Genomic DNA, 12,834 nt, shown 5'->3' on the forward strand with positions numbered 1-12,834 from the left:
TCGTCGAGTTCGCCATCGGCACCGGTATGCGGCTGGGCGAGCTTCTCGGTCTGCGGGTCAAATCGGTGGATCTGTCGGCGAGCAAGCCGGTGGTGTACGTCGTGAAGACGCTGCATCGAGGTGGGAAGTTCGGTAAACCGAAGTCGGAGCGGTCCCGGCGGTCGATTCACCTCTCGCCAAAGATGGCCGTGCTGCTGGCACGGTTGATCGCCGGAAAGCGGCCTAGCGCCTTGGTGTTCACGTCGCCCGAGGGCAGCGCCTGGGATGCGAACAACTTCCGGTGGCGCTACTGGCGGTATGCGGTGTCGGCGGCGCAGCGCTGCCCCGAGCACCCGCCGGTACCGGTGAAGACCGGTAATGGCGCGGAGCTGGAGCGGGTGACGGCGGTGTCGGTGTCGACGTGCAGCTGCGAGTCGCGGTTGCACAAGCGGCCGCGGTTTCACGATTTGCGGCATACCCATGTTGCGTTGTTGCTGGACGCGGGGGCGGATTTCTACATGATTCAGCTGCGGCTGGGTCACGCCTCGATCAAGACGACGATCGACGTTTACGGCCACCGGATCGCGAGCGGTGATGAGCGACTTCTGGAGGCGTTGGACCGGCGGTTGCCGGGTGAGCAGGAGAAGCCGCGGAAGAAGAAGGCGAAGAAGAAGTCCAAGAAGAGGTTGTCGTCGTACGTCGATGGTTTGCCGCTCGCCGCGTAGTGCGGGGTGGCGGATTTGTTGGGCCGGCTCGTCGTAGGACGGGCGCGGGGTGTGGCGATGGCGTAGGAGGAGGTGTGAGGTACATGGGCATGGCAGCGTCCGGGCCGCAGCGTTCTGCGGCTGTTCGTGCCGGAGCAGGAGATCGGGGAGCTGCTGGTGGAGCCGGACGTGGCTCGACCGCGAACCGGGAGGTCGCGGGCGAGGTTCCCGGTTGCCTGCGGTGTGGACGAGTGGATCGGGTTGTCCCCGTGGCGGCTGTGGTCCGTGATGGGCGGAGTACGACCGTTGTTCGCGGGCAGGCAGTCGTGCCTTGGGGATCCGTTGTGCTGGTGCGGGCGAACGCGACGCGGGTGAGTGCTCTTGCTGCGGCGCTGGCGCCGCCCCGGCGACCGTTGCCGCTGGCTGTGCCGGTAGCGGTGCTGGTGGTGGCGGGCCTGGTGGAGTTCGGGACGGTGCAGGTGGCTGTCGCCGACGACGGCCGGAACGGTACCGCCGTTCTTGCGGGGTTCCTCGCGGTTGTGGTTGCTCTGTGTGCGGTCCTGGTCTGGTGGTGGCGAGGCGAGGTCGCTCGGCGAGGTCAGGTGGTGAGCCGGGCTTTGTATCTGTGGCGGCGGTGCTGGTACTGCCGCCGGTGCGACGCGGTGTCCGTGGTCACCACTGCCGGTTCGCATCTTCTGGCTTCGCGAGGCCTCGCGGCCAGCCTGATTTCGCTGGCCGCTCGCATGCGCTGGCAGGAGCGTTCGTAGACGCTCGCCCCTGTGGGGCAGCGATTCGATTGGGAAGTCACTTCGAGAAGGGAATGCAAGGACATGGATGGCTGGCAGAACAAGGGGCTGAGCGAGGCAGACGTCGTCCGGTTGAAGGCGGCCGCGTTGGCTCGGCCGCCGTGGCGGGCATTGGTCGACCTGATGGTCGAGCTGGGACTGCGCACGGGTGAGGTTTTTGGGCTTCGCGCCGGTGATGTGGATCTGGTGGAGCGGCGGTTGAGCGTGGTCGATCGCAGAGTTGGCCGGTTTCGGGTGGTGCCGCTTCCGGGCGACCTCGTGGAAGGTCTGTGCGGACTCGTGGAGTTCCTCGATGAGGAAGATCTGGTGTTCGGATGGAGTTGGTACAGCCCGCAGGTTCGGCGGGAGTGGAGGCAGCTGACTCGCGCAGCTGGCGTCGACGGGGCGCGCATGCACGACCTTCGGAGGACGTGCGTTGTGCGCAAGACGGCAGCATTGCGTGAGGTTCTCGGGATCGACCCTCGGAACTGGGCTGTCCTCTAGCGGCACAGCCGGCCGCGCGAGAAGGGTAGCCCGGTTTCGCCGTAGCTGCGGTCGTTGATGGTTTGGGGCGGGGCGGTGACATTCGCTGGTGGCGGGTGTTGCCGTCCCGCCCTTCCCAGAGGTTGTTATTGCCGCACTGTTCAGGGTCGGTGCCGGCGTGGTTCAACGCCGGCGAGGGCTGGATCCGGCAGGGTGCGCTGCCGCAGGTGGTTGCTCGGGACGTTTCATCGCGCTTGATGTCTCGTTCGTCTCGGCGGTTCTGCATTGACTCTGTCGGTCGGGTCGATCAGCCGAGGATTGCATTGGGATGTGACGTTGGGGACTTTCTGGGCAGCTATTCATAGATGAGTTGAATTCCTGCTGTGGTTAATGGTAGTGATGGGTATCCACGGAGCTTCTTCTTGATTCGGGAGTAAATCAGTATGGCAAAGCAAGTCATCACCCTGTTGACAGATGACCTCGACGGCGGCGAGGCGGACCGGACGGTCGAGTTCGGTCTCGATGGCGTGACCTACACAATTGATCTGTCCGAGAAGAACGCTGGGAAACTGCGGAAGGCGTTGGATCCGTACCTGGGCGCGGGGACCCGGGTGGGCCGCAGCGGGGCTGTTGGTTCCGGTCGGCGTCCGGTTGTAGCGTCGGCACGGTCGAATCGTGACGAAAACCAGGCGATTCGCGAATGGGCTGGCAAGAACGGCTACGAGGTTTCGGAACGTGGCCGGATCCCGAACTCGGTCGTCGAGGCGTACCGCCAGCGCTGATGCTGCCGTTGCCGTGCTCCCAGCCGCGGACATCGGTCAGCTGAGAGCGGATCATGAGGATGCCACCGCGAACTCGACGGGGATGAGTTCGCGGCGGCATCCATCTGTCGGTATAGGCCGGCTGGTCGTCGGTGGGCTCCCGTTCAAACTCACCACGCAGCAGCCTGTCTCCGACGGTCGATAAGATCGCGATCCACCGGCGGCAGGTTCAGATGCTTCGCCGGCCTCGGCAGGCACCGGACCCTGCGGCATCATTCCATCGACATCGTTCGGCACGAGGGGAAGACATGGGCGAACCGCAGTATGTGATTGGGCTGCCACGCGTTTTCCGGACAATGCCTTTAGCGTGTTTCACGCCGCTAATGTGTTGTCCGTGCGTCCGCTGAGAATTTCGTACGGCGTCTTATAGTCGAGCGCCGAGTGGATCCTTTGGCGATTGTAGTACAGTTCAACGTAGCGCACAATGGCGTTTCGTGCGTGGGCTTTCGTCGGGAAGACGGTCCGGTTGACCATCTCATTTTTCAGGCTGGCGTTGAACGATTCTGCTAGGGCGTTGTCCCAGCAGACCCCCGTCCGGCCGACCGAGGATCGCAGACCGAGTTTCTTCAGCGTCCGTCGATATTCGTGCGACATGTATTGGCTGCCGCGATCGGAGTGGAAGATCGCACCTGTCGGTATGGTGATGTTACGGGCTGCCATCTCAATAGCGTCGACGACCAACTCGGTGCGCATGTGGTCCGCGACCGCCCATCCGACGACCGCCCTGGAATAGCAGTCGATCACCGTCGCCAGGTATATCCAACCCTGCCACGTGTGCACGTACGTGATGTCCGCGACGAGCTTGGCGCCGGCGGCGGTCGCGGTGAAGTCCCGGCGTACCAGATCCGGCACCTGGGCGGCGGCCTGCTTGTCGGGACGGGTCGTGACCTGCCATTTCCGCGGTTGGGCCGCCCGCAGGCCGGCCTGAGCCATCAGCTGGCGGACCAGCTCCACGCTGCACCGGTGGCCGCGACGGCGCAGGATCTCGTGGACACGCCGGTGCCCGTAGCGGCCCTCATGACGGGAGAAGATCGCCGTGATCGCGGCCAGCAGGACACCACGGCGCGCCGCGGTCGCCGACTCCGGCCGGTCGCGCCACTCGTAATAACCCGACCGGGACACCTCCAATTCCGCGCACATCATCACGATGGGAAAGTCAGCCTTCTCGGCATCGATAAGCTCGTAAGCGTCGCTTACCGATGATCCTGAGCGAAGAAGGCCGCCGCTTTTTTCAGGAACTCGTTCTGCAGCCGCAACTCCCGGTTCTCACGTTCGAGTTCCTTCAACCGCGCCCGATCCGGCAATGCCAAGGGCTGTTCTTCCACCGGGTGACTCTTCCTATACGCGCTGACCCAATTACCGAGAGTGCCGTCCAGCAAGCCGAGTTCCCGCGCGACGACCGCGATCGGACGTGACGTCTCGATCACCATCTTCACCGCCTCATCGCGATACTCCTGCGAGTAGGACCGTTTCTGCCGCGCCATGCCCATCTCCATCCCAGACCGAGATCATATTAGATCCCCTGTCCGGAAACTTCGTGGCAGCCCAGATCGTGCACGATCGCCATGACACGGTGCCGAGCCGTACGCCCCGTGCAGGTGTACGACTGCAGACCCGATACGAGCCTCACGGACGTGCGGGACCGGGCCGAGGAACTGGCGCGGCAGGCGTCTTCGGGCGGCAGGCCGCGATAGACCTACCGTGTCGCTCAGCTCGTGTACGTCGATGAGTAGGACCTGCTGTGCATGAACCCTCCCTACGCCGCCCGCCGCTTCTCGCTAAGCGGGGTTAGTGGGAAACGTCGGATCGCCGTCGGGTACGGTCGGCACCGCCATACCCGGCAGCCTCCGCGGCAACGCCGACCAGGGCGTGGTTGAAGACGCGGCTACGCCGCGTGCTCCACGGCGCACTCGTCGATCCATCGCGCCAGCAGGCTCAGCACGGCGAGTTGTTCGAGCGCGATCAGCTCGCCCAGGACAAGCTCTGGCATCGACGGCTGCGAGCCCTGCCGCCGCGTGCCGGGCCTCGTCAGGCGGTCATCACGGCCGCGCCGCGACGGATGCCGCTTCCTTCGTCGGGATCGTGTTGTTCGCCTGCGAGTGTCTGCAGGTAAACGAGGCACAGTTCGCCGAAGCCGGTCAGCTGCCGGCGTCCTTCCTCGTAGTCGATTAGTCCGTTGGGGAAGTCCTTGGTGATGCCAAGCGCCTGGAGCTTGGCGAGGATGGCGGGCAGCACCGCGGACAATTGCGGGACCCCGTTGTGGATCTGCTGGGGAGTCCATGGCCAGGGCCGGATGTTCTGATAGTGGTCGACGGCGGGATCGTCCGGCTCGGTGGCCAACAGTGCGAGCACCCGCAGGTGCACGGCTTCCAGTTGAGCCACCGCGTCGATCACGAGCATGGACTCGTCGACGACAGCGTCGTCGGTCGCGATCGCCCCGGCGGCTAGTGCCGCGGCGAGTGTGCGGATCTTCTCGCCGCTGACCGAATCCCCTGCCGCGTGGATTGCCCGTCGCAGCAGGTGGCGGTGCTTGGGGTCGGCAGCCAGTGCATCCATGAATCGCTCGGGGTTGACGCCGGCGTACGCAACCGCGTGCTCCATCATGTCGGTCGCGCTGCGCCGACGGTCGGCAAACATCTGGGCCAGGATCGGGATCTCCTTGACTGCCGCCCCGGCCGTCGCACCGGCGGGAAGAGCGAGCGGTCCGAAGTCAGCCGCAAGGGCCGCGGTGACCGTGGTTTGGACGACGGTGGCGGCCGCATCCGCGACGACGCGGGTGGCGGACTTCGCGATCACGTTCACGGCGCCAGTGTGCCTGGCCTCCGCCAGTTCGCCCGGCACCGGGCGGTCCGGGCGGCAGGTGAGGGAGGAGATCTCAGTGCCACTCGACACCCCTCGCCTGCGCAGGTGCGTACGGCAGCGAGAACACGGTGAGGTTGGCGGGGCACCAAGGTCGTTGCTTGTTCCTTCGATGGGCAGCGGCCCCGGGACCAGACGCCGAACCATTGCTCGGCGCCGTGGCCAACTCGTCGTCAGTGCGCTGGGCCGAGCCGGCTCGCCTCAGTCATTGGCGACTGTCCGGGGCATCTCTAGGTGGATCGAGGTGGTGCGCAACAGTAGTCAATGCGGATTGATCGAAGCCTCCCGACAGTGTCCGAAACCGGTACGGCTGCAGCATCTGCTGGCCGGCTCCGCGGGCAATAGTTCCGTCCGGGCGTCGAGCCGGGGCATCGAGGCGCTCGATGAGCCCGTAGGCGGCCAGTTGCTGGTGGGAGGCGTACACGTCACGGTGGATGCCGTACCACGTCTCGCGCTGGGGATCATTGGCGTACACGCCGCCCCGGCGGGCTTCGGGGTAGCGGGCTTCGAGGTCGCACAGCATCAGGTACGTGGTGATCTCTGCGGCGGACAGCACATGCACCCACCCGTTGAGGAAGAACGTGGCCGGCAACGTGACCGCCGTGCTGCGTCCGCTGACCGGTCCTGGCGGCCGGATCCAGGCAGGGTCGATAGGGCTGATGTCGTTGGTTAGCGGGATCGTGTAGGGGGACGCCCAGGGCTGGCCGGTTTTGCCGTCTTCCTGAAGGAGTCGAAAGTGGTCATACCTGCCTCTGAAGCCGGTCCGACCATTCAGCGCCACCAGCCTTTCCTGCTCGAGCAGGGCCAGGGCGCGCACCAGTTGGCGTCGCATACCCGCTGAGCGGGGTGCGGTAGCGGTGATGGCGGGCAGCAGATCGACCCAGGCGGTGTGCTGTCCGCTTCCGTACAGAAGCGGCCGCACGTTGTCGACAGCGAAGCCTCGTGGGCGGTGAGCCTGTGCCTCGAAGATCGCTATCAGGTACAGGTGAAGCGCCCACCCTTTCATCGGCGCCAGCGCTGCGGCAGGTGACGCAATGACCGAGGCGTCTGGCCCCGGGGTCCGAGACCGAACCAGGGCACGACGGATCAGGTAGGACGTCTGGTTCTGTCCGCCGCCCTCGTGAATGCGGCGCAGCTCGCGCTGCGCTCGGTCGTACACCCGCACGTGCGCGCGGAGCGCGCGACCTCGGTCACGATGACGCTGCCGATCGCGGACGTTCACGACTGCAAAGAATATTGTGACCGATCAGCCGCACCAAGAAGTTCCTTCAGCCAGAGCCACGCAGGGCGCAAGTTCGATCAGTACAGCGACCTGCACTTTCGAATCGCCCTCATGCGCGGCTGATCGGTCAGAAGCCGGTTTGGCCTGGGCAGATTGCGGTGCGACTGTTGCCATACCCGCAAGGAACACGCCCTGGCAGAGCGCCGGGCCGGCGGGTCCGGCGAAGGGAAATCATCGGTGAGCACGGTTGCTTTGGTGGGGTTGTACGCCGCGATAGCGACGTTGGCTGCAGTAGTCGTCGGAGCGATCTCGGGATGGCTGTCGTGGTTGGATGATCACCGCCTTGCGCGGGCGGTGCTGGTCGGCGGTTCGGCGTCAGGGGCAACGCTCGGGCTCGCGGTGGCGGTCGCGGCCATGCTGACCTGACAAGGAACTCCAGGACGAGGCCGTCGGGCGGCCCACCGGAACGCAGGGTGCCGCCTCCGGGCCGCCGCGTGGCGTTGAGGTCGTCGGTGAGGGCGGCGAGCGGGTCGACCGCCTCACGCACGTACCGCCAGGCAGTGCTCGTTCCTACAGCGAATCCGCCAGCGAGGAAGGCGTAGGTGTCGCCGTTACGCAGGTGGGCGAGGGCCAGCAACGCATGTTGCCCGGGATGCAGGCGTCGCCATCGGCACCGACGCTGGATGCGGTGGGCGCGAATCGGTCCGACCAGACGGTACGGGTGCGAGTGGACAGCGGAATCGCGGCAGGGTAGGACAGCAATGAGCTCCAGGTTGGGACATCGGATCTTGGTCGACTGCTGTCTTACCGGGAGTCTCACCTCACGCCGACTCCGGCCCTTCCACACCCGCCGTGACCAGCGCGATCACGATGGAAAAGGCTCAACATTCGTTGAAACGCTGTGGACTCCCTAAAGAAGGGTGCCTATTTGCTTCGGAAAGATAGAAAATGCCGAGAGTGCGTCTGAGCCGAGGTCTCCGAGATAGCCGCCGCGTAAATCAGCGATCAATTTCGCACCTGCGACCCTCCCAGGATCATTCAGTTTCACGAACAATTCTGCCTGTCGACGGGAATGTATCTCTCTCGCTGCGATGACGGCCGCTGAAATATTGCCTGCGGCAAGTGCTGATGCGCCGATGTGCCATAGACTTTCCACGGACGACGGCGCTGCCGGGCGTTCCTTCGTTAGCTCGACCAACATGTCTATTCCAATGCGGCTATGCGCCGTTTCGAAACGACATGATGCGGCAACAAGTGTGCCGACAAGGAACACCGAACGCTCCGAATCTGCCGAGTTCTCGGCTGTACGCGCGAACCACTCAAGCACGCTTCGCCACAGTGTTCCGTTACCGCGATTCAGAGCATGCAGCCCAATCTTCCACGCGATCTCCATCGATTTCGTTGCGGAGGTCTGCGGACTAGCAGGAGGAAGCTTGTGTAGCAGCATGTCCCCAACCGCTTCGGCTTTGCCCGTGCTGCGCAACATTGTGTCTATAATCATTAGTCCGAGTTCTGAGAGGCGCGCGTCATGGCTAGCGGATGCGGCTACGCCCACATCAACCACTTCTTTCAATGCCGGATTTACAGGACCGAACTCAGCATCACGCCGCCGAAATTCTGCTGCGGTTGACGCAACGTTCGTTTGATCTGAGCGCGAAGCTTCAAACGCCGCAGCCCGCCGAATCTGGCGCTGTGCACTGCGGCGGCGAGCCCACCGCGCGGAGGAAATGTGGATCTGCACTAAGCGCAACGCACATTGGCCAACACTTCTCGCAGCCGAGATTTCTCCAGCTTCCGCAAGCTTGTTGGACAAGCTGAGCATCGACACGACTGACGACGATACAAAGTCCGCGTGCGCCGGGGTCTGACATCTTACGACCCTCCGGGCCTGACGAAGCAGTTTGGCGTCGATGACTTGAGTCCGTCCTGGGACGAGACTCAGGACATCCTCATACGCGTCTTTTAGCGTGCCAATTCCGGTGGCAATACGAATTCTAAGCCCTTGTCTGAATTCGGACCGTTCCAACAAAACTTTCAGGCGGTGGCGGGAGAGCATGAAAAAGCCACGCGATTTTTGCTCAACGCTCTCCGATCTCTCGCCGACCACGTGTTCGATCGTCTTTGCCACGACAGGTATGGAGTCAAGCGCTTGACTCATCTCCATCGCCGTCGCCTGGAGTCGGCCAAAGCGGCGACCATACGCTGCGAACCGGGACTGCCAAAGCGACGTAAAGGCTTCTGCCGCCTCGACTGCATTGGTTCGTCCAATCCAGCGCAAGACGGCCACCGTCAAAGAGAGACCGAATATTACTGCAGCACATACTGAAAGCCAAGCAAACGCTGCATTGAGCCGATCATTCGAAGGCAACTTGAATGCTGGAATCAGCACACAGAAACTTGAGACATAGGCAACGGTCAGCTGCCAGGGCTCGCCGCTGCCAGAGTCACCCCGACACCGGCGTATTTGACCAGCTGACGCCATGAAAGTCCCGAGCGCTCAGCGTCCTCAGCATTTTCGTTTACTCAAAGCGGACCTCTCATCGATCCAGCAAGATGTGTCAACCGACCATCGAAGGACGCCCTGAACGGAGGATGAATTCCAGCCCAGCGGGCAGCCAACAACGATCCTCCACATGCCGAAGTTCGACGGTGACGCCACTGGCGGCGTGTGTGCGTTACCAAGTGGTGCACACTCCACGAGCCGGATGACCGGAAGCCTTGTCGACACTGCGTCAATCACTCGGCGTGGCCGGCGATCGCTATCGCTCGATGGCGCAACAGGGAGCAGCCTGGTTGGACCCCACAGCGCCGGTTGCGGCGGGTAAATCGTCTTCGGCGCTTGGGTGCTGACCCTACCCGGCGCAGGCGGCGCCGCCGTGCTGTACCTGCTGCTCAGCGCCGTCCTGGAGAAGTGAGGAAGCCCACCAGGACCCCCACCGGCGAGCGGCTCCGCTACTACGGTCCAGCACGCACTTCACCCCGACGACGGGGCCTGTCTGATGGAACTTGTCGCGCTGCTCGCCGGGGAACCCTTTAGCGACGCACCCACCTGCACCGACGCCGCCCTCGCGACCATCGCCCGCGTCGTCAACGACGAAACGTCCGACCCAGCCCGGCAGACCCTCGCGCCGCCGGCCGTGGACCTAAATTCGGTTTCACGGTTCCTCTGATGGCACATTTGCCCACCAGTTGGGCGTTAGGCCGCTGGAATGAAGCGCCGGAAGGGGCGCACAGGTGAGTGTGGCAGTCCGATCAGGTGAGTGCTTCATCCTCGTATTCGAACCCGACGATGAAGTCGTCCGCGAACCGCACGGTCATGAACTGCCCCGCGCGCCTGCGCCCGCCTCCGCCAGTCGACGCACAGGTCGTAGACATAATGCAACAGCAATGCCCGGGAGATCAGATCTCCCGGGCGTTGCTGTTTCGCACCAGCCGAGGTGGCGATACAAAAAGGATACTCCACCCATGACGGACACACAAACTGCGGGTCGCACGTTGACCACTAGAGGGACTCACCATCCGCCCGTGGCTCTCCTGGTATTAGTGGTCATCAGAACTTTCAGCGTCCGCCAGCAGCGAAGGTATCGATTGCCTAAGTGCCACCGCTACCGGGGAGCAGCCATCCCGAATCCGTGGCCCAGCCCGGGATGAGGACAAAACCCAGGCCCTGAACAGGGCTTGGGGAGCGCCCGGCGCCCGGAAGCGGGCACGCCGGGCGTGGGAAGCGGCCCGGGGAAACGGATCGGGTCGACAAGGCCGGAACCACGCCCCGGATCGACTTCACCACCCACAGCAGCAAGCGGATCTGTGCTCTGATCGCCACCCGCCGTCGGCCGACCGTCGTCCGGCTACCGGCCTACGGACCGGGCCTCAGCCCGACTGAGGGCATCTGGTTCTGGACGAAACGCGCATCACCAACGTCGCCCTCCACGGCGTCGATCCTCTCGCCGACATCGTCAGCGGGCTACCTGCCTGCCAATATCAGACCGGCCTCACCGCCAGCCTCCTCGCCCAGACCCGGCATGACACATGAGCCGCGAGCCCCCATGATCAGCCAGACGCCAGCCCTTCAACCTCTGTGGTGCTGCCCACAGTGGCGCTTCCGCTCCTCGACAGCGTGGGCACCCGGAACTCTCATCTCGCGGATCAATAGCCCGGCCTGCACATGTCCCCACCAACGCCACGCCACGCCACGCCACGCCCTCATGCAACGTCGATGCACCGCTCGGGGACGCCGTGGGTCGCTAACCCTTGACGCGGAACTCATCCATATCTTCTTCCACGCCGTTTATCGCGGCGTTTCCGAAGTCGACTGCAGAACCAAGGATGCGAGAATGCGCAAATTTGCCCTTCGGACCGAAAAGATGAAGCAAGGATGGACATCAACCCGAGCATTCATCGGCCGTTCGGAGGAAGGAGCAGCATTCCCGAAATCATTCTCGGGTTTCCCGCTCGACAGCCACGACACAAACATCACCTAATCGGGTTAATTCAGGCGAAACCCCGCAGTCCAGACGTTGAATTGTGGTGTTGTGGATCTAGCGGTAAATGTCCCCCAGAAAAGGTGGTTCCATGAGTAAGGCAACACGAATGCTGGCCATGGCCGGAATGGCGCTGGTCGCCGGCGCGACGTTCAGCGCAGCTCCCGCAACGGCGTCGACGTCGACCGCCCAGGGAACCACGGCAGCCAAGCAGAGCACCCAGCAGCAGGCCGATGCCGCCCGCGGCCGCGACTGGGTCGTCGGCTACTACCGCACCCGCCGCGAATGCGAGCGAGTCGGCTCGATCGGTGAGCGCTTCAACCGCTGGGACGACCACGAGTGCGAGCGCGTGCGTCGTGGCTTCCGGACCCTCTGGCGCCTCGAGGTCGAGCAGGACTGGCACGGCGGCGGCCACGATTGGAACGACGGTCACGGCAACGGCGGACCGGGTCACGGCAACGGCAACGGCGGACCGGGTCACGGCAACGGCAACGGCGGACCGGGTCACGGCAACGGCAACGGCGGACCGGGTCACGGCAACGGCAACGGCGGACCGGGCAACGGCGGACCGGGCAACGGCGGACCGGGCAACGGCGGACCGGGCAACGGCGGGCCGCGTCGCTGACGCCTAGCGCCACCTGACCCGACTGAACGTCGCCGGTCTGCGGAACTCCGACCGCATGCCGGCGCCATGCAGGCCACACCCCAGATCCGGGGGTGTGGCCTGTGTTCGTTTCGACTCAGCTCGTGCTTGGTGCACAGGCAACGCACGCACCGCCGGTGTTCTCGCTCATCGCGGGATCTCGCTTTTCGCCGAGTCTCGAAGCAACAGCGGGTGTGGCGCGCATCGACCTGCAGCCGCGAGCCGCCGACGGCACCGAACACTTTGTGCGAGTTTCGCGGCCAATGCCTTTCCGGTCTCGATTGGAGAGATGCCGGACGCCTGTGCCCAATGCAGGACGATGGTCGTCGCGGCTGATCACGCCGAGTGGGCCAGTCAGATCAAGACCGGCGTTTCGTGTGACGCGGGCCGCGTCATCGTTTCGGCCCCATATAGGTCCGCCCTATGAGCGCAGGATCCGGGCGTTGAGCGCCATGTTGGCGGCAAACTGGTCGTTGACTACCTGGTGGCTCTCCAGCCGGAGTTGGGTCGCCGGGTCGTAGCGGCCCAGTTTCACGAAGCCGTCGGAGAACCACCCGTTGTCGGCGCCGGTGCCGTCAACGTAGGAGCGGTAGGTCTGCCCGCCTGGCCAGATCACCTTCGTTAGCAGCGCTGAGAAGGCCGCCATGTCGGCGTCGGTCCATTGCTGGCCGCGGTCGCGTGCCTCGACGACGTACGCGATGACCGCGTTGGCGTGGCTCACGTCCTGCCCGGGGCGCCGTGCCGATCCCCAGAAGTCGCTCCAGAAGTACGCGGTGGGCTCCGTCGGATTGCGGCGCAGCTGTCCGCGGAGGCTCGCTTGTAGGCCGGGCAGATGCAGGTCGATGTTACGGACCACC

Annotated in this window: 11 protein-coding genes and 2 pseudogenes; 7 read left to right on the forward strand and 6 right to left on the reverse strand. The window is 64.3% G+C overall.

Features of this window, described 5'->3' with window-relative positions; genetic code table 11:
• From DMB66_RS57175 to DMB66_RS57190, 4 genes are all read left to right on the forward strand, one after another.
• Positions 1-704, forward strand: a 704-nt coding sequence (locus tag DMB66_RS57175) for a site-specific integrase (protein WP_148112912.1), incomplete at its 5' end; no start/stop codon positions are given.
• A 323-nt stretch (positions 705-1,027) separates the two neighbouring features.
• A complete protein-coding gene (locus DMB66_RS57180; RefSeq protein WP_125812357.1) occupies positions 1,028-1,450 on the forward strand; it encodes a hypothetical protein in 423 nt (140 codons plus the stop codon).
• A 63-nt stretch (positions 1,451-1,513) separates the two neighbouring features.
• The gene (locus tag DMB66_RS57185; RefSeq protein ID WP_125812358.1) at positions 1,514-1,972 is read left to right on the forward strand and encodes a tyrosine-type recombinase/integrase; all 459 of its coding nucleotides are present in this window, start codon (positions 1,514-1,516) and stop codon (positions 1,970-1,972) included.
• A gap of 422 nt (positions 1,973-2,394) precedes the next feature.
• Complete coding sequence (locus tag DMB66_RS57190; RefSeq protein WP_125812359.1) at positions 2,395-2,733, forward strand: Lsr2 family protein; 339 nt, start codon at positions 2,395-2,397, stop codon at positions 2,731-2,733.
• A 351-nt stretch (positions 2,734-3,084) separates the two neighbouring features.
• Here DMB66_RS57190 and DMB66_RS57195 read toward each other — a convergent pair.
• The 3 genes from DMB66_RS57195 to DMB66_RS57205 all read right to left on the reverse strand — a co-directional run bounded on the left by DMB66_RS57195 (position 3,085) and on the right by DMB66_RS57205 (position 6,853).
• A protein-coding gene (locus tag DMB66_RS57195) for an IS3 family transposase (RefSeq protein ID WP_125812360.1) occupies positions 3,085-4,256 on the reverse strand; the annotation gives its coding sequence in 2 pieces (ribosomal slippage) (positions 3,085-3,998 and positions 3,998-4,256; 1,173 coding nt in all).
• Between the two features lie 544 nt (positions 4,257-4,800).
• On the reverse strand, positions 4,801-5,574 hold the full coding sequence (locus tag DMB66_RS57200; protein WP_125812361.1) for a hypothetical protein: 774 nt from the start codon (positions 5,572-5,574) through the stop codon (positions 4,801-4,803).
• A gap of 262 nt (positions 5,575-5,836) precedes the next feature.
• Complete coding sequence (locus DMB66_RS57205; RefSeq protein ID WP_233625572.1) at positions 5,837-6,853, reverse strand: hypothetical protein; 1,017 nt, start codon at positions 6,851-6,853, stop codon at positions 5,837-5,839.
• A 237-nt stretch (positions 6,854-7,090) separates the two neighbouring features.
• Between DMB66_RS57205 and DMB66_RS57210 the strand changes: the two genes are divergently transcribed.
• On the forward strand, positions 7,091-7,279 hold the full coding sequence (locus tag DMB66_RS57210) for a hypothetical protein (protein WP_125812362.1): 189 nt from the start codon (positions 7,091-7,093) through the stop codon (positions 7,277-7,279).
• A 70-nt stretch (positions 7,280-7,349) separates the two neighbouring features.
• On the opposite strand, the pseudogene DMB66_RS57215 reads toward DMB66_RS57210, so the two are convergent.
• Together DMB66_RS57215 and DMB66_RS57220 are read right to left on the reverse strand one after the other, a co-directional pair.
• Positions 7,350-7,615 (reverse strand): annotated as a pseudogene (locus DMB66_RS57215) (transposase family protein); the annotation flags it as partial.
• A gap of 148 nt (positions 7,616-7,763) precedes the next feature.
• Positions 7,764-9,242, reverse strand: coding sequence for a hypothetical protein (locus DMB66_RS57220; protein ID WP_125812363.1), 1,479 nt, complete (start codon positions 9,240-9,242; stop codon positions 7,764-7,766).
• A gap of 610 nt (positions 9,243-9,852) precedes the next feature.
• Here DMB66_RS57220 and DMB66_RS62050 point away from each other — a divergent pair.
• Both DMB66_RS62050 and DMB66_RS57225 read left to right on the forward strand, forming a co-directional pair.
• On the forward strand, positions 9,853-10,023 hold the full coding sequence (locus tag DMB66_RS62050; protein ID WP_158647704.1) for a hypothetical protein: 171 nt from the start codon (positions 9,853-9,855) through the stop codon (positions 10,021-10,023).
• Positions 10,024-11,425: 1,402 nt separating this feature from the next.
• The gene (locus DMB66_RS57225; RefSeq protein ID WP_125812364.1) at positions 11,426-11,959 is read left to right on the forward strand and encodes a hypothetical protein; all 534 of its coding nucleotides are present in this window, start codon (positions 11,426-11,428) and stop codon (positions 11,957-11,959) included.
• Positions 11,960-12,398: 439 nt separating this feature from the next.
• Here the strand turns inward: DMB66_RS57225 and DMB66_RS57235 are convergent.
• Positions 12,399-12,834, reverse strand: a pseudogene (locus DMB66_RS57235) (hypothetical protein); the annotation flags it as partial.

This window comes from Actinoplanes sp. ATCC 53533, assembly GCF_003947245.1.